We start from the raw sequence: 15250 nt of genomic DNA, 5'->3' as shown, positions 1-15250 counted from the left end.
CCCGGCCCCTACTGACAGCAGTCCGGGTCCAGGCCCGTCGGCAGGCGGTCGCCGCTGAAGACCGCGCACGTCGCCTCGTCGCCGCCCAGAGCCGCGACGGCGAGGAGAAGGGAACCGGCCGTCCAGGAGGTCAGCTCTTCGGGCCAGACGGCCTGGGCGTCGAAGACGTAGCCCGTCCAGTACAGGCCGGTTCCCGGGTCCCTCAGATGCTGGATCGACTGAAGGATCTCCAGGGCCCGGTCGGACTCGCCCACGGCCCAGAGTGCCAGGGCGAGTTCGGCCGACTCGCCGCCCGTCACCCACGGGTTGGGGACGACGCACCGCACGCCGAGCCCCGGGACCACGAAGCGGTCCCAGCCCTCCTCTATGCGGTCCTTCGCCTCGACGCCCGTCAGCGCGCCGCCGAGCACCGGGTAGTACCAGTCCATCGAGTAGCGGTCCTTGTCGAGGAACCGCTCGGGGTGCCGGCGTATCGCGTGGCGCAGCGCTCCCACCGCCAACTCCCAGTCGGGCTGCGGCTCTTCGCGCTCCTCGGCGATGGCGAGCGCGCAGCGCAGCGCGTGGTGGACGGACGAACTCCCGGTCAGCAGCGCGTCGTTGACGGGAGCCCCGTCGTCCTCGCGCTTCCAGCCGATCTGCCCGCCGGGCTGCTGCAGTTCGAGGACGAACTCCACCGCCGCGAACACGGTCGGCCACAGCCGGTCCAGGAACGTGTCGTCGCCGGTGGCGAGGTAGTGGTGCCACACGCCGACTGCGACGTACGCGCAGAAGTTGGTCTCGCGGCCGCGGTCGGTGACGTCTGCGGCGTCCCCGTCGGCGTAGGCCGCGTACCAGGAACCGTCCTGGTTCTGGTGCCGGGCCAGCCAGTCGTACGCCCGCCCTGCGGCCTCGTGCTCGCCGGCCGCGTCCAGGGCCATGGCGGCCTCGGTGTGGTCCCACGGGTCGAGGTGGTGGCCGCGGAACCACGGTATGGCGCCGTCCGCGCGCTGCACATCCAGGATGCCCCGGACTGTCTGCGCGGCCTGTTCCGCGGTGAGCACTCCGGTCAGGACGAGGTGCTCCGTGCGCGGTGTCGTCACGAAGGGTCCACCGTGGCAGCGTCGGAAGGGGCCACCGCGGCGGCGGCGACGGGCAGGTGGGGCTTGGTCGCGTACGCCACGAAGCTCTTGCCGATCAGCGGGTTCAGCGCCTGCTCGGCGACCCGGGTGGCCAGGGGTTTCTTCATGATGTCCCAGACGAGGAGCTTGTGGTACGCCCGCACCGGCAGCGCCTTGTCGTTGTCGACGCCGAACGCGCACTTCAGCCACCAGTAGGGGCTGTGCAGCGCGTGGGCGTGATGCGTGCCGTACGGCCTGAGGCCGGCCTCGCGGATCCTGGCGAGCAGCTCGTCCGCCTTGTAGATGCGGATGTGGCCGCCCTCGACCTCGTGGTACGCGTCCGAGAGCGTCCAGCAGACCTTCTCCGGCCCGTAGCGCGGGACCGTGACGGCTATCCGCCCGCCGGGCTTGAGCACGCGGACCATCTCGGCGAGCACGCCCTTGTCGTCCGCGATGTGCTCCATCACCTCGGAGATGATGACGACGTCGAACGACTCGTCGGGGAAGGGGAGTTGGAGCGCGTCACCCTCCATGGCGGTGGCGGTCGCACCCTCGGGCGCCTCGCCCGCCTCCTTCATCGCGGCGAACCACTTGGCGACCTCGCGGATCTCCTCGGCGTTCTGGTCCAGCGCGACGACGTGCGCGCCGCGCCGGTAGCACTCGAAGGCGTGGCGTCCCGCCCCGCACCCGAGATCCAGCACACGGTCCCCCGGGGCGAGCGGAAACCGGGAGAAGTCGACGGTCAGCACGTGGTCCTGCTTTCACGGTGAGGGGTGTCCACGGGGGTGGCCCCGGAGGCGGCCATGTTCACGGGGGTGGGGGTGGACGCCGGGTTCGCGGTGGCGGTGGCGGTGGGCCGGTTCGCGGGCGTAGCGGCCAACGCGCCGAGCGAGGTGGCCGGGGCCGCGTCCACGGGCGCGGCGGGCGCCGCTTGTGCGGGCGCGGGGGGCGCCGCTTGTGCGGGCGCGGCGGGCACCGGGCGTGCAGGCGTGGCGGGCACCGCTTGTGCGGGCGCCGGGTCCGCGTCTTGTGAGGCCGCGGAGCGGTCGGGATGCTGGGGCGCGGAGCGGTCGGCGCCTGCCGCGGAGCGGCTCTGTGGCCGGGCCGCGGAGCGGCTTCGGGTGCCGGCCGCGGAGCGGTCACCGCTCGCGATCGCCTCACGGTAGCGGGCTACCGTGCCCTCCGCGGCCTTGGCCCACGTGAACCGCTCCAGCACGCGTGAGCGTCCGGCCGAGCCGAGTCGTTCACGCAGCCGGGGGTCGCCCAACAGCCGGCTCAGCCCAGCGGCCAGCGCCCCCGCGTCGCCGGGCCCGACGGCCAGGCAGGTCTCGCCGTCGGGGCCGGTGACCTCGGGGATGGCCCCGCCGGTCGTGGCCACGAGCGGCGTACCGGTCGCCATCGCCTCGGCGGCGGGCAGCGAGAAGCCCTCGTAGAGGGAGGGCACGCAGGCGACCTCCGCGGACCGTACGAGGTCGACGAGCTCCGCGTCCGAGATGCCCTTCACGAACTCGACGGAGCCTTCGAGGCCGTACCGCTCGATGAGCTGGGCCACCGGCCCGTCCTCGGCGCGCCTGCCGACCACGACGAGGTGGGCGGCGGGATGCTCCGTACGGACCTTGGCCAGCGCCTCCACGAGGTAGACGAGGCCCTTGAGGGGGACGTCCGCGCTGGACGTGGTGACGATCCGCCCCGGCACCTGCGGCACGGACGGATCCGGCGAGAAGAGATCGGTGTCGGCGCCGATGTGGACGACGTGGATGCGGTCGTCGCGTACGCCGAGGTGGTCGACGATCTCCTGGCGGGACGTGCCCGAGACGGTGAGGACGGAGGGGAGGCGGCGCGCGACGCGCTTCTGCATGCGCGTGAACGCGTACCAGCGGCGTACGGACATCCGGCGGCGCCGGCCTCCCGCCGCGTCGAGCTCCAACTGCCGGTCCACGGTGATGGGGTGATGGATGGTGGTGACCAGCGGGGCGCCCACGTCCCCCAACAGCCCGTACCCCAGGGTCTGGTTGTCGTGCACGACGTCGAAGTCGCCGCGGCGGGCGCGGAGATGGCGGCGGGCGCGCAGGGAGAACGTCAGTGGTTCCGGGAAGCCGCCGGTCCACATCGTGCCGACTTCGAGCGCGTCGACCCAGTCACGGAACTCGTCACGCTTCGGGGTCCGAAAGGGATCCGGGTGGCGGTACAGGTCGAGGCTGGGCAGTTCGGTGAGGGAGAGCCCGTCGAGTCCCTCGCCCTCGTCGAGCACGGGGTAGGGCTGGGAGCCGATGACCTCGACCTGGTGACCGAGGCGGGCGAGCTCGCGCGAGAGGTGCCGTACATAGACGCCCTGGCCGCCGCAGAACGGGTTCCCTTTATAGGTGAGGAGCGCGATGCGCAGCGGTCGGTCGGCGTCGGCGGCCGAGCCCGCGTGGAGGCCTGCCTCCATGGCCTCATGGGTCACTCTCGGCCCCCTTCTTCCAGCACGTTCCCGCGAGATTACTTCGGGACGGTAATCTAGAACAAGTTTCAGACTTGATCGTTCAGGGAGCACAGAATCTACCGGCAGGTAGCTCTCCTGTGAGCGGTGGATCAGGTGATTCACGCCACGGCCGGGCTCTACTCTGCTGTCGCCCACTCGTCCCCATCGAGCCCTCTGTTCTACGAATCTTGTACGAACGTCACGGAACGGGATCCATGCCTGCGGAAGCCAAGACTTCGGCGAAGCCCGCGCAGTCGGCGGTACGGGCCGCGCAGCCGGTCACTCCCCCGCTCACCGAGCGCCAGGAGGCGCGGCGGCGGCGCATCCTGCACGCGAGCGCGCAGCTGGCGAGCCGGGGCGGATTCGACGCGGTGCAGATGCGGGAGGTCGCGGAGTCGTCCCAGGTGGCCCTGGGCACGCTCTACCGCTACTTCCCGTCCAAGGTGCATCTGCTGGTCGCGACGATGCAGGACCAGCTCGCCCATATGCACGGGACGCTCCGCAAGAAGCCGCCGGCCGGTGACACGGCGGCGGAGCGGGTGGCGGAGACGCTGATGCGCGCCTTCCGCGCCCTCCAGCGCGAGCCGCACCTCGCCGACGCGATGGTCCGCGCCCTGACCTTCGCCGACCGCAGCGTCAGCCCGGAGGTCGACCAGGTCTCCCGCCAGACCACGGTGATCATCCTCGACGCGATGGGCCTCGACGACCCCACCCCCGCCCAGCTCTCCGCGGTCCGCGTCATCGAACACACCTGGCACTCGGCCCTCATCACCTGGCTCTCGGGCCGCGCCTCCATCGCCCAGGTAAAGATCGACATCGAAACGGTGTGCAGGCTGATCGACCTGACGTCAACGGACGATTGACCGGTGCCATTACCATCGATTTCATCGCTGCTACCATTTCGGCATGCCGATGATCACAGTGGAATTCACCGAGGAAGAGCTCGCTTTCGCCAAGGCGCACGTGGCCTCGCTCGGCAAGTCGATGCGTTCCCACGCGCACGACATAATCCTCGCGGACGCACAACGGACGGCGTTCCTTCAGGGCGTCGACGAGACCGTCGCATGGGCCATGGACGTGTTCAAGGACATGCCGGAGGGCATGCGTTGAGCCCTGTCATCCGCGTCGACGCGGGGTGGATCCTGGAAGTCCAGACTCGCGTCTCGCCCGTCAACACCCCCGTGGCGGACTGGGGCGCCTTGGACGCCATGGCGGAACGCCACCTCTTCGAGCAGCCACACGGCCGGCTCTACTACGAGGAGCCGGCCGCGCGTGCCGCCACGTTGTTCCACACCGCTCTGCTCCTGCGGCCCTTCGCCGACTTCAACGCCGTCATCGGCTGGGCCTGCACCGCGCTCTACATGAACGCCTCCGAGCAGCCGGTCGACCCCAAGCCCGACGACGTTCACCTGCTGGCCGGAGCCATCCGGGCCCAGGAAGCCGACCTCCGGGACGTGGCCCGCACCATCGCCTCCTGGCGGTAGGTCCCGGCGGCCCGGCACCCGGTGCACCCCGCTGCTCACCCGTCCCGCCGACCTCCGCGGAACCCACCCCAGCAACCGATCCGGCCGGGCGCGGGGCTGTATCGATGGGCGGCTCCGCCGCGGGGGCGCGCTCAGCCCCCGCCGGCCGGCAGCCACACACGCCCCCTCCACCGGGGCTCACTCCTCCGGAGGAAACACCGCCTCCCCGCTCCCGATCAGCGTGATCATGATCGCCTCCACCGGACACCCCTCCGCCGCCTCCAGGACCTTCTCGTTGGCGTCGGACTCCGGCTCCGCCGGGTGGGACTGCATGGCGGAGTCGAGGTGGAAGGCGGTGGGGGCGAGGTGGGTGCACTGGGCCGAGCCGATGCAGAGGGAGCGGTCGACCTCGACATGCCAGCGGTCGCCCATCCTCAGGCCTCCCAGCCGGCGGGCAGGTGGATCATCTTGTGCTCCAGGTACTCGCCGTAGCCCTCGGGACCGAACTCGCGCCCCAGGCCGGAGTTCTTGTAGCCGCCGAACGGGCCGAGCATGTCGAGGCTGAAGGTGTTGACGGAGTACGTGCCGGTACGGACCCGGCGGGCCACGTCGATGCCACGGGCCACGTCGGCCGTCCAGACGCTGCCGCTCAGCCCGTAGTCGGAGTCGTTGGCGATCTTGACCGCCTCGGCCTCGTCGCCGTACGGGAGCAGGCAGATCACCGGCCCGAAGATCTCCTCGCGCGCGATCCGCATGGAGTTGTCGACGTCACCGAAGAGCGTCGGCTCGACGTACCAGCCGCGGTCGAGGCCCGCCGGACGCCCGCCGCCCGTGAGGATCTTGGCGCCCTCCTCCTGGCCGATGCGGATGTAGTCGAGGTTGCGCTGCTGCTGCCGTTGCGCGACCAGCGGGCCCACCTGGGTCGCCGGGTCCAGCGGGTCGCCGACCACCAGCGCGCCCGCCGCCGCGGCGAACGCCTCCGCGAACTCGTCGTAGCGCGAACGCGGCAGCAGGATGCGGGTCTGCGCGACACACGCCTGGCCGTTGTTCATCCAGGCCGCCGAGACGATGCCCGGCACGGAGGTCTCGATGTCCGCGTCCGGCAGGACCACCGCCGCCGACTTCCCGCCCAACTCCAGTGTCACGCGCGTGAGATTGCGCGAGGCGACTTCCATGACCCGCCTGCCCGCGGCCACCGAACCCGTGAAGGAGACCTTGTCGATTCCGGGATGCCCGACCAGGTACTCGCTCACCTCGCGGTCCGCCGGCAGGATCGAGAGCACGCCCTCCGGCAACCCGGCCTCCTTCGCGATCTCGCCGAGTATGTACGCGTCGAGCGGCGACTCCGGCGAGGGCTTGAGCACGACCGTGCAGCCGGTCAGCAGCGCGGGCGCGAGCTTGGCCGCCGCCACGAACTGCGGGACGTTCCAGGGGGCGACGGCCGCCACGACCCCGACCGGCTCACGCCGCACGAGGATCTTCCCGAGCACTCCGTCGCGCGTCTCCTCGTACGTGAAGCCCCGCGCGACCGTGATCGCCGCGTCCCACACCATCATCGCGCCGAGGGCCTGCGCGAGGACGCTCCAAGAGTACGGGGAGCCGTTCTCGGAGGAGATGACGCGGGCGATCTCCTCGTGGCGTACGGCGATCGCGTCCTTGATCCGGGTGACGACCTCGATGCGCTCGTCGAGGGACATCCGCGGCCAGGGCCCCTCGTCGAACGCGGTCCGCGCGACCGCGACGGCCCGGTCGACGTCCGCCCGCGAGGCGTGCGGCACCCGGCCGATGACCTCCTCGGTGTGCGGGGAGACCACCTCGATCACGTCCTGGCCCAGGGGAGCGGCCAACTCCCCGCCGATGAACAGCTGTCCGTGTTCCACGAGCTCGGTCATGGCCGACTGCCTCTCCGCGGGACGCTTTCTGACGATGCATCAGAAACAACAACACTGGAACTGATACCAGTTCCGGTTGGAGGAGTCCACGGACCGCACGCCACTTCACCGCTCCCGTGATCCATCGCGATCCATCACGCCGACCCTATGAGTGACTTGGGCTCCCATTGGAACTGGTTCTAGTTATAGTGGCCGGGAGTCGGCGACAGGGGAACCCATGGCACAGGTGACCGATCACGGCGGCGGCGTACGGTCCATCGAGGTTCCCATCCCGGACAATCCCCTCGGAACGACACTCGTGTACGTCGTGGACACCGACCGCGGGCCGGTGCTCATCGACACGGGCTGGGACGATCCGGCGTCCTGGGACGCGCTCACCGAGGGGCTCGTCGCCTGCGGGACGTCCATTGCGGAGATCCACGGAGTGGTGATCACCCATCACCACCCGGACCACCACGGCCTGTCGGGCAAGGTGCGGGAGGCGTCCGGCGCCTGGATCGCGATGCACGCCGCCGACATCTCGATCGTGCGGCGGACGCGCGGGACGAAGCCCGGGCGCTGGTTCACATACATGGCCGACAAGTTGACCGCCTCCGGCGCGCCCGAGGAGCACGTGGCGCCGATGCGCACCGCCCGCTCCCGTATGTTCCCCGGCGCCTCCCCCGCGCTCCCCGACCGCGAGATCGTCCCCGGCGAACTCCTCGACCTCGCCGGCCGCCGCCTGCGCGCGATCTGGACTCCGGGCCACACCCCCGGCCATGTCTGCCTCCACCTGGAGGAGGCCCATCCGGCCCAACTCCCGGGCCACGGACGCCTGTTCTCCGGCGACCACCTCCTGCCGAGGATCACCCCGCACATCGGCCTGTACGAGGACCCGGACGACGAGACCGTCGCCGACCCCCTTGGCGACTACCTCGACTCCCTGGAACGGATCGGCCGCCTCGAACCGGCCGAGGTCCTCCCGGCCCACCTGCACGCGTTCACCGACGCCCCGTCCCGCGTAAGGGAGTTGCTGGACCACCACGAGTCCCGCCTCACGGACCTCCGCTCCCTCCTCGTCACCCCGCTCACCTCGTGGCAGCTCGCCGTCCGCATGGAGTGGAACCGCCCGTGGGACGACATCCCCTACGGATCGAGGAACATCGCGGTCTCGGAGGCGGAGGCCCATCTGCGCCGCCTGGTGAAACTGGGGCACGCGGAGGCGGTACCGGGGAGCGATCCGGTGACGTACGTGGCGGTGTGAACCTGCCCTCCCCGGACGGGACGCCAGGGCATGTCCGACGACTCAAGGCGGTCAGCCCCGGCGCGGAGCTGGTCCAGCAACCTGCGGATCAACTGCCCTGCCTCACCGAGGAGTTCGATCTCGTCGGGGCTCGTCGTCGGATTGACGGCCCGTTGCCCCGTCGCCCGGCCGAGGCCGCCGTTCGGGCCCGTCAGGAGTGCCGGGTCGGGGCAGCCGGCCAGCAGGGCGGACAGCATCTCCCCGGCCAGGGGCGCGGGGGTCGTCGTCGACGGCCACCTGGGCCACGATCACGGCGGACATGCTCCAGTCGCGGCCGGGCGGGCCCTCGTCGGTGTTGCTCCAGTCGATCACCACGAGGCCGGCCGGGGTGAGGAGGACGTTCTCCGGTTGCAGGTCCAGGTGCAGGACGGGTACGGCGGGGTCGGGGGAGCGGCGGGCCGGGATCACGTGCAGGTCGCGCAGGAGCCGGGCGAGCACCGATCCGGCCTCCCCCGCGGTGAGTTCACCGGCGGCCACCGCCTCGACCACGGTCGGCCCGTACAGCCGCTCCATCACGAGGTCGGTGCGCGCGTCCGCCGCCCGCACGCGCGGCACGGGATAGCCGTGACCCCGTACGTACTCCATGACGGCCGCCTCGGCCGGCGCGTCCCCGTAGCCGTCCCGGTACCGGCGCGGCACCCACGCCCCGCCGCCGGAACCATCGCCGAGTCCGTCATGATCGCCCAGGCCGCCTAGGCCGTCCTGGCCGTCGTGATCGTCGAGCGCGTAGACATCCGCCGTGCGCCCCGATCCGAGCAATCGCCCGGCTCCCGCAGGGATCCCCATGGGCAGAAGCCACCCGGAGCCGGTCGGCCTCACAGGCGCCCCCACAGGCGGCCCTCAGGGTCTTGCTACGGGCCGGTACAGTGAGCGGGTCGTCATCACAGTCGTACGGGGGGAAGCCGGTGCAAATCCGGCGCTGACCCGCAACCGTGTGTCGCCCGGTCGATCGGCCGATCAGTCGATCAGGGGCGGCGAGCCGGATTGCCTCGTACGGGCGTGACCGGCTCGCGTCACCGGGTCCGCCGGTGACCGGCACCGTCGAGGCATACGGAGCCGAGCCGCCCGGGTTCTGGGCTGCCTGGCTCCTTGACAGGGAAAGGCATCCGCCGATCATGTTTGTCCGCCGCAGCGCAGCGGTACTGGCCGCCACCGCCGTGATCGGTACGGCGTTCGCGCCCGCCGCCCTCGCCGACGAGTCGCCCGGCGCGACCCCGTCCCAGGCGTTCTCCTCCGCCCTGTACGGCAGCACCGACCCCACCTACGACGGCGTCTGGCGGCAGTCGCTCGCGCTGCTCGCCCAGGACACCGTGGGGGTGAAGCCCGCGAAGCAGGCCGTCGACTGGCTCACCGGCCAGCAGTGCGAGAGCGGGGCCTTCGCGGCGTACCGCCCCGACCCGAGCACGAAGTGCGACGCCAGGACCAAGGTCGACACGAACAGCACCGCCGCCGCGCTGCAGGCCCTGGAGGCCCTCGACGCGAGCGACGCCGTGACCGGCGCGGCCGTGAAGTGGCTCAAGTCCGTGCAGAACAAGGACGGCGGCTGGGGCTACTTCCCGGGCACGCCCAGCGACACCAACTCGACGTCCGTCGTGATCGGGGCGCTCAACGCCGGGGACACCGACCCGGAGGACGTGTCCTCGAAGGACGACCGGACTCCGTACGACGCCCTGCTCGGGCTCTCCGTCCCCTGCGACGAGAACGGCGGCGGCGCCTTCGCCTTCCAGCCGGACAAGAAGGACAAGCTCGCGGCGAACGCGGACGCCACGGCGGCGGGGGTGCTGGGTGCCCTCGGTCAGGGGCTGTCCCCGGAGCCCGAGGACGACGGCGGTTCCTCGAAGAGTGCCAAGTGCGCGGGCGGCGACTCCTTCACGATCGAGGACGCGGCGGCCAACGGTGCCCTGTACCTCGCGGGCGCGGTCGCCAAGAACGGCTACCTGAAGTCCTCCCTCCCCGGCGCCGAGGACCAGCCCGACTACGGCAACACCGCCGACACGGTCGTCGCGCTCGCCGCGGCCGGCCGCACGGCCGACACCGAGAAGCCGCTGGCCTGGCTGGAGAAGAACTCCGGCACCTGGGCGGCGAAGAGCGGCCCGGCGGCGTACGCGCAGCTGATCTTCGCGGCGAACTCCACTGGTACGGACCCGCGTGCCTTCGGCGGCGCCGACCTCGTGAAGCAGCTCGGCGCGACCGGCCCAGCGGCGGCGTCCTCCGACGCCTCAACCGCCCCGGCCGACGGCAAGAACGACAACGACGACAAGGACGACGCCTCGGACGAGGACGACGGCGGGGTCAGCATCTGGTGGATCATCGGGGTCGGCCTGGTGGGCGGCATCGGCATCGGCTTCCTCCTCAGCGGCCGTAACAAGAAGCAGCAGCCGTGACCTGCCGCCGCCTGGTTCTGCCGGTCCTGTGCCTCCTGCTCGCCGTCCTCGGCACGGCGGGGCAGGCCCAGGCGGTCGGCTACCGCTACTGGTCCTTCTGGGACAGGGACTCCACCGCCGGTACGTGGGTGTACGCGACCCAGGGGCCGTCGACCGCGCGGCCCTCGGACGGTGACGTCCAGGGGTTCCGTTTCTCGGTGAGCGAGGACTCCAAGGACTCGGCGAAGCCGCGCGGGGCGGCCGACTTCGCGACGATCTGCGCGAAGACGCCCGCACGGGAGGGGTCCAAGCGGGTCGGCCTGGTCCTCGACTTCGGCACGGCCGCTGACGCCCCGGCCGGCTCGACCCCGCCCCGCCCCCGCACGGCCTGCGCCCGCATCGACGAGGACGCCACGACCGCGGACGCCCTCGCTGCCGTCGCCAAGCCCCTCCGCTACGACACGAACGCCCTGCTCTGCGCCATCGCGGGCTACCCCGGCACGGGCTGCGGCGAGCCGGTCTCGGGCAACCGCCCGAAGGCCTCCTCGTCGCCCGGTGAGCAGGCGAAGAGCAAGTCCGCCGACGGCAACGGGGACGGCGGCCCGTCGGTGGGCTTGCTGGCCGGCATCGCCGCGGTGGCAGCACTGGGCACGGCAGCAATCTGGCAAGCCCGCCGCCGCCGCGACTGACGGGCTCGCGCAATGACCACCAACAACAACGACGCAGCAACTGCTGTGGGCAGGCGTTCCGCAGGGCGATGGGGGTCCCCCCGCTCGAGCGAAGCCGAGAGTGGGGGAGGGTGGGCACAGCCACAAACACCGGGTGCCCGATCCAGAAAAGTCCAACGCCGACTAACCGCCCCACGAGCAACCCGAACCAACGCAATCCACCCAGGCGCATGGTGGCTCTGGGCACTAGGCCTAGGCACAGCCGCTTCCCGCACAACGAACCCCCTCCTCCTGGCCCTCCTCATCGGCGTAGCCGGCTACGTGGTGGCGGCCCGCCGAACAGAGGCCCCCTGGGCCCACTCCTACGCCGCCTTCGTGAAACTCGCCCTCGCCGTCCTGGTCATCCGCCTCGCCTTCGCAGTAGTCCTCGGCTCTCCCATCCCCGGCACCCACACCCTCCTCACACTCCCCGAACTCCCCCTCCCCGACTGGGCAGAAGGCATCCGCATCGGCGGCCGAGTCACCGCGGAAGGCCTCGTCTTCGCCCTCTACGACGGCCTGAAACTCGCCACCCTCCTCATCTGCGTAGGCGCGGCGAACGCCCTCGCGAACCCGGCCCGACTCCTCAAATCCCTCCCAGGAGCCTTGTACGAAGCGGGAGTTGCCGTAGTGGTGGCCCTCACCTTCGCCCCGAACCTGATCGCGGACGTCCAGCGTCTGCGCGCCGCCCGGCGTCTCCGCGGCCGCCCGGACAAGGGTCTGCGCGGCCTGCTCCAGGTCGGACTCCCGGTCCTGGAGGGCGCGTTGGAGCGGTCCGTCTCCCTCGCGGCGGCGATGGACGCACGCGGCTACGGCCGAACGGCGGACGTACCTCCCGCCGTACGCCGCACCACCGCCGTACTCACCCTCGGCGGCCTGGTCGGGGTCTGCGCCGGAACGTACGGCCTGCTCACCGCGGAAGGCGGCAGCTACGGCCTGCCCGTACTGCTCGCCGGACTCGCCGCGGCCCTCGCCGGCCTGTGGCTCGGCGGGCGCCGCTCGCCGCGTACGCGCTACCGGCCGGACGCGTGGGGCGTCCGCGCGTGGCTGGTCGCCGCGTCCGGCGCGGCGGTCGCGACACTGCTGATCCTCTACGCCTCGTACGCCCCGTCCAACTCCGCGGCCCTGCACCCCGGCGTCGTCCCGCTGACCGCGCCGACGCTCCCCCTGTGGCCCGCGGCGGCGATCCTCCTCGGCCTCCTCCCCGCCTTCGTCGCCCCGGCACCCGAGAACACCCGCCCCGAGATCACCCGCAAGGAATCCTCATGATCCGCTTCGAGAATGTCTCCGTGACATACGACGGAGCGGCAGGGCCGACCGTCCGGGGCATCGAACTCACCGTCCCCGAGGGCGAGTTGGTGCTGCTGGTCGGACCGTCCGGGGTCGGCAAGTCGACGGTGCTCGGAGCGGTGAACGGACTGGTCCCGCACTTCACGGGCGGCACCCTGCGCGGCCGCGTGACGGTGGCGGGCCGTGACACCCGGACCCACAAGCCGCGCGAACTCGCGGACGTGGTCGGCACGGTGGGCCAGGATCCGCTGTCGCACTTCGTGACGGACACGGTCGAGGACGAACTCGCCTACGGAATGGAGTCGTTGGGCCTCGCACCCGACGTGATGCGCCGCCGCGTCGAGGAGACGCTCGACCTGCTCGGCCTCGCCGACCTCCGCGACCGCCCCATCTCCACGCTCTCCGGAGGCCAGCAGCAGCGCGTCGCGATCGGCTCGGTCCTCACCCCGCACCCCAAGGTCCTGGTCCTCGACGAACCGACCTCGGCCCTCGACCCGGCCGCCGCGGAGGAGGTCCTCGCCGTCCTCCAGCGCCTCGTCCACGACCTCGGTACGACGGTCCTCATGGCCGAGCACCGGCTGGAACGCGTCATCCAGTACGCCGACCAGGTCGCCCTCCTCCCCACCCCCGGCGCCCCTCTCGTGCTGGGCACCCCGTCCGAGGTCATGGCCGTCTCCCCGGTGTACCCGCCGGTGGTGGCGCTGGGCCGGCTCGCCGATTGGTCGCCCCTGCCGCTGACAGTGCGGGACGCCCGGCGCAGGGCGGGCGCTCTGCGGGATCGACTGAAGAACACCACGTACGAAGCAGCGAACACGGCGAGTACGGCGGGCACGGCGAGTACGGCGAGCCCCTCCGCGAACCCCACAGCACCCCCGCTCCCGACGGAAGCCACCCCGACGCCCACCCGTCACCCCCGCCCCCGCCCCCGTCTCTTCCGCAAACGCACCCCCGACACCACGCTCCGGACCACGCCCCGGCCCACAACCCCAACCACCAACCACTCAGCGGTGATTGAGAACCTCTCCGTCCGCCGCGGCCGTACCGAGGTGCTCCACGCCGTCACGCTCACTGTCGGCCCCGGCGAGACCGTCGCCCTGATGGGCCGCAACGGCGCCGGCAAGTCCACGCTGCTCTCCGCCCTCGTCGGCCTGGTCGCACCGGCGTCGGGATCCGTGCGCGTGGGCGGCATCGAGCCCCACCGCACGGCACCCCGTGAACTCATCCGGCACGTCGGCCTCGTACCGCAGGAGCCCCGCGACCTGCTGTACGCCGACACGGTGGCCGGGGAGTGCACGGCCGCGGACTCCGACGCGGCGGCGGAACCGGGCACCTGCCGGACCCTGGTGTCCGAGCTGCTCCCGGGCATCGAGGACGACACGCATCCGCGGGACCTCTCGGAGGGCCAGCGGCTCGCGCTCGCCCTGGCGGTCGTCCTGACGGCCCGCCCGCCCCTGCTCCTGCTCGACGAGCCGACCCGGGGCCTCGACTACGCGGCGAAGTCCCGTCTGGTCACCGTCCTGCGGGGGCTGGCGGCCGAGGGCCACGCCATCGTGCTGGCCACCCACGACGTCGAACTGGCCGCCGAACTCTCCCACCGGGTCGTCATCCTCGCCGACGGCGAACCCGTCGCGGACGGCCCAACGGCCGAGGTCGTCGTCGCCTCCCCGTCCTTCGCTCCGCAGGTCACCAAGATCCTCGCCCCGCAGAAATGGCTGACGGTCCCGCAGGTACGCGAGGCACTCCGCGCGGCCGAAGGGGAGAAGGAGCCGGGCTCATGAACGAGAAGTCACACCCCCGCCCCGAACCTCTCCCCTTCCCCGAACCTCGCCCCCTCCCCCAGCGCCAGGCCCGCCCCATCCGCCTGGGCCCGCGTTCCCTCGGCGCCCTCCTCCTCGTAAGCCTCGTCGGTCTGGCGGCGCTCACCTGGCCCTTCCTCAGCGGACCCACCTCACAGGTGAGTGCTCACGCCAAGGACGCGCCCTGGCTGTTCGCGGGGCTGCTCGTGCTGCTGGTCGGGGTCGTCGGGGCGACGATCTCCGAGTCGGGGCTCGGCCCCAAGGCCGTGGCCATGCTCGGCGTGCTCGCCGCGACGGGAGCCGCTCTGCGGCCCATCGGAGCCGGAACCGCCGGCATCGAGCCGATGTTCTTCCTGATGGTGCTGAGCGGGAGGGTCCTCGGGCCGGGCTTCGGATTCGTACTCGGGGCGGTCACGATGTTCGCGTCTGCGCTGCTCACGGGCGGGGTCGGGCCGTGGATGCCGTTCCAGATGCTGTCCATGGGCTGGTTCACGATGGGCGCGGGCCTGCTCCCGGGCCCGGACCGGCTGCGCGGCCGGGGCGAGCTGTTGATGCTCGCCCTGTACGGGTTCCTCGCGGCCTTCGCGTACGGCACGTTCATGAACCTGGCCGGCTGGCCCTTCATGGACGCGCTGTCGTCGAACGTCGCCTTCGACCCGCACGACGACGTGGACGCCAACCTGGCCCGCTTCGTCGCGTACTGCCTGGCCACCTCCCTCGGCTGGGACCTGGGCCGGGCCGTGGTCACCGTCGTCCTGACCCTCACACTCGGCGCGACCGTCCTCAAGGCGCTCCGTCGGGCCACGCGGAGGGCGGCTTTCGAGACCTCGGTCACCTTCGAGGAGCCACGTGATGCGGCGCCCGTCACACCGTCCGACCGCACACCGTAGACGCTT

The 15250-nt window shown here is 71.7% G+C and carries 15 protein-coding genes; 9 read left to right on the top strand and 6 right to left on the bottom strand.

Going from position 1 to position 15250, the window contains the following annotated elements:
* Nucleotides 1-8 precede the first annotated feature (8 nt).
* Genes ACZ5VQ_RS18045 through ACZ5VQ_RS18035 form a run of 3 tightly spaced genes read right to left on the bottom strand, consistent with a single transcriptional unit; the run spans nt 9 to nt 3543 of the window.
* Nucleotides 9-1079 carry a prenyltransferase/squalene oxidase repeat-containing protein gene (locus ACZ5VQ_RS18045; protein WP_469105735.1) on the bottom strand — a complete coding sequence of 357 codons (1071 nt, stop codon included), beginning with the start codon at nt 1077-1079 and terminating at the stop codon, nt 9-11.
* Complete coding sequence (locus tag ACZ5VQ_RS18040; protein ID WP_469105734.1) at nt 1076-1846, bottom strand: class I SAM-dependent methyltransferase; 771 nt, start codon at nt 1844-1846, stop codon at nt 1076-1078. Before ACZ5VQ_RS18040 ends, ACZ5VQ_RS18045 begins: the two co-directional genes overlap by 4 nt.
* Entirely contained in the window at nt 1840-3543 is a 1704-nt protein-coding gene (locus tag ACZ5VQ_RS18035; RefSeq protein WP_469105733.1) for a glycosyltransferase family 4 protein, read from the bottom strand. The genes ACZ5VQ_RS18040 and ACZ5VQ_RS18035 overlap by 7 nt, the downstream gene beginning before the upstream one ends.
* A gap of 233 nt (nt 3544-3776) precedes the next feature.
* Here ACZ5VQ_RS18035 and ACZ5VQ_RS18030 point away from each other — a divergent pair, with 233 nt between their 5' ends.
* The 3 genes from ACZ5VQ_RS18030 to ACZ5VQ_RS18020 are packed head-to-tail and all read left to right on the top strand — an operon-like array spanning nt 3777 to nt 5045.
* Nucleotides 3777-4424 carry a TetR family transcriptional regulator gene (locus tag ACZ5VQ_RS18030; RefSeq protein WP_362074931.1) on the top strand — a complete coding sequence of 216 codons (648 nt, stop codon included), beginning with the start codon at nt 3777-3779 and terminating at the stop codon, nt 4422-4424.
* Nucleotides 4425-4467: 43 nt separating this feature from the next.
* The gene (locus tag ACZ5VQ_RS18025) at nt 4468-4671 is read left to right on the top strand and encodes a hypothetical protein (protein ID WP_469105732.1); all 204 of its coding nucleotides are present in this window, start codon (nt 4468-4470) and stop codon (nt 4669-4671) included.
* Complete coding sequence (locus ACZ5VQ_RS18020; protein ID WP_469105731.1) at nt 4668-5045, top strand: hypothetical protein; 378 nt, start codon at nt 4668-4670, stop codon at nt 5043-5045. Before ACZ5VQ_RS18025 ends, ACZ5VQ_RS18020 begins: the two co-directional genes overlap by 4 nt.
* Before the next feature lie 177 nt (nt 5046-5222).
* Here ACZ5VQ_RS18020 and ACZ5VQ_RS18015 read toward each other — a convergent pair whose 3' ends face one another.
* Both ACZ5VQ_RS18015 and ACZ5VQ_RS18010 read right to left on the bottom strand, forming a co-directional pair.
* Nucleotides 5223-5456 carry a ferredoxin gene (locus ACZ5VQ_RS18015; RefSeq protein WP_388357969.1) on the bottom strand — a complete coding sequence of 78 codons (234 nt, stop codon included), beginning with the start codon at nt 5454-5456 and terminating at the stop codon, nt 5223-5225.
* Between the two features lie 2 nt (nt 5457-5458).
* Complete coding sequence (locus ACZ5VQ_RS18010) at nt 5459-6916, bottom strand: aldehyde dehydrogenase (RefSeq protein ID WP_469105730.1); 1458 nt, start codon at nt 6914-6916, stop codon at nt 5459-5461.
* A 217-nt stretch (nt 6917-7133) separates the two neighbouring features.
* Here ACZ5VQ_RS18010 and ACZ5VQ_RS18005 point away from each other — a divergent pair, with 217 nt between their 5' ends.
* Entirely contained in the window at nt 7134-8159 is a 1026-nt protein-coding gene (locus tag ACZ5VQ_RS18005) for an MBL fold metallo-hydrolase (RefSeq protein ID WP_469105729.1), read from the top strand.
* 102 nt (nt 8160-8261) lie between these two features.
* Here the strand turns inward: ACZ5VQ_RS18005 and ACZ5VQ_RS18000 are convergent, their stop codons facing one another.
* Nucleotides 8262-8957: a phosphotransferase gene (locus ACZ5VQ_RS18000; protein ID WP_469105728.1), complete on the bottom strand. Its 696-nt coding sequence runs from the start codon at nt 8955-8957 to the stop codon at nt 8262-8264.
* Between the two features lie 356 nt (nt 8958-9313).
* On the opposite strand from ACZ5VQ_RS18000, the gene ACZ5VQ_RS17995 reads away from it, so the two are divergent.
* The 5 genes from ACZ5VQ_RS17995 to ACZ5VQ_RS17975 are packed head-to-tail and all read left to right on the top strand — an operon-like array spanning nt 9314 to nt 15244.
* Nucleotides 9314-10582, top strand: coding sequence for a prenyltransferase/squalene oxidase repeat-containing protein (locus ACZ5VQ_RS17995; protein ID WP_469105727.1), 1269 nt, complete (start codon nt 9314-9316; stop codon nt 10580-10582).
* Nucleotides 10579-11250, top strand: coding sequence for an SCO2322 family protein (locus tag ACZ5VQ_RS17990; RefSeq protein ID WP_469105726.1), 672 nt, complete (start codon nt 10579-10581; stop codon nt 11248-11250). The genes ACZ5VQ_RS17995 and ACZ5VQ_RS17990 overlap by 4 nt, the downstream gene beginning before the upstream one ends.
* 12 nt (nt 11251-11262) lie before the next feature.
* Nucleotides 11263-12537 carry an energy-coupling factor transporter transmembrane component T gene (locus ACZ5VQ_RS17985; RefSeq protein WP_469105725.1) on the top strand — a complete coding sequence of 425 codons (1275 nt, stop codon included), beginning with the start codon at nt 11263-11265 and terminating at the stop codon, nt 12535-12537.
* The gene (locus ACZ5VQ_RS17980) at nt 12534-14336 is read left to right on the top strand and encodes an ABC transporter ATP-binding protein (RefSeq protein ID WP_469105724.1); all 1803 of its coding nucleotides are present in this window, start codon (nt 12534-12536) and stop codon (nt 14334-14336) included. Before ACZ5VQ_RS17985 ends, ACZ5VQ_RS17980 begins: the two co-directional genes overlap by 4 nt.
* The gene (locus ACZ5VQ_RS17975; RefSeq protein WP_469105723.1) at nt 14333-15244 is read left to right on the top strand and encodes an ECF transporter S component; all 912 of its coding nucleotides are present in this window, start codon (nt 14333-14335) and stop codon (nt 15242-15244) included. Before ACZ5VQ_RS17980 ends, ACZ5VQ_RS17975 begins: the two co-directional genes overlap by 4 nt.
* Nucleotides 15245-15250: the final 6 nt, after the last annotated feature.

Source organism: Streptomyces sp. NPDC033178, assembly GCF_055577685.1.
Note: the sequence above shows the minus strand (reverse complement) of the source record. Positions and strands in the feature narration are given on the sequence as shown.

Excerpts from the sequence above, each read along its gene's own strand:
- ACZ5VQ_RS17980 (WP_469105724.1), top strand. The coding sequence starts at position 12,534 with ATGATCCGCTTCGAGAATGTCTCCGTGACATACGACGGAGCGGCAGGG.
- ACZ5VQ_RS18010 (WP_469105730.1), bottom strand. The coding sequence starts at position 6,916 with ATGACCGAGCTCGTGGAACACGGACAGCTGTTCATCGGCGGGGAGTTG.
- ACZ5VQ_RS17975 (WP_469105723.1), top strand. The coding sequence starts at position 14,333 with ATGAACGAGAAGTCACACCCCCGCCCCGAACCTCTCCCCTTCCCCGAA.
- ACZ5VQ_RS18025 (WP_469105732.1), top strand. The coding sequence starts at position 4,468 with ATGCCGATGATCACAGTGGAATTCACCGAGGAAGAGCTCGCTTTCGCC.
- ACZ5VQ_RS18005 (WP_469105729.1), top strand. The coding sequence starts at position 7,134 with ATGGCACAGGTGACCGATCACGGCGGCGGCGTACGGTCCATCGAGGTT.
- ACZ5VQ_RS18030 (WP_362074931.1), top strand. The coding sequence starts at position 3,777 with ATGCCTGCGGAAGCCAAGACTTCGGCGAAGCCCGCGCAGTCGGCGGTA.
- ACZ5VQ_RS17995 (WP_469105727.1), top strand. The coding sequence starts at position 9,314 with ATGTTTGTCCGCCGCAGCGCAGCGGTACTGGCCGCCACCGCCGTGATC.
- ACZ5VQ_RS18015 (WP_388357969.1), bottom strand. The coding sequence starts at position 5,456 with ATGGGCGACCGCTGGCATGTCGAGGTCGACCGCTCCCTCTGCATCGGC.
- ACZ5VQ_RS17985 (WP_469105725.1), top strand. The coding sequence starts at position 11,263 with ATGACCACCAACAACAACGACGCAGCAACTGCTGTGGGCAGGCGTTCC.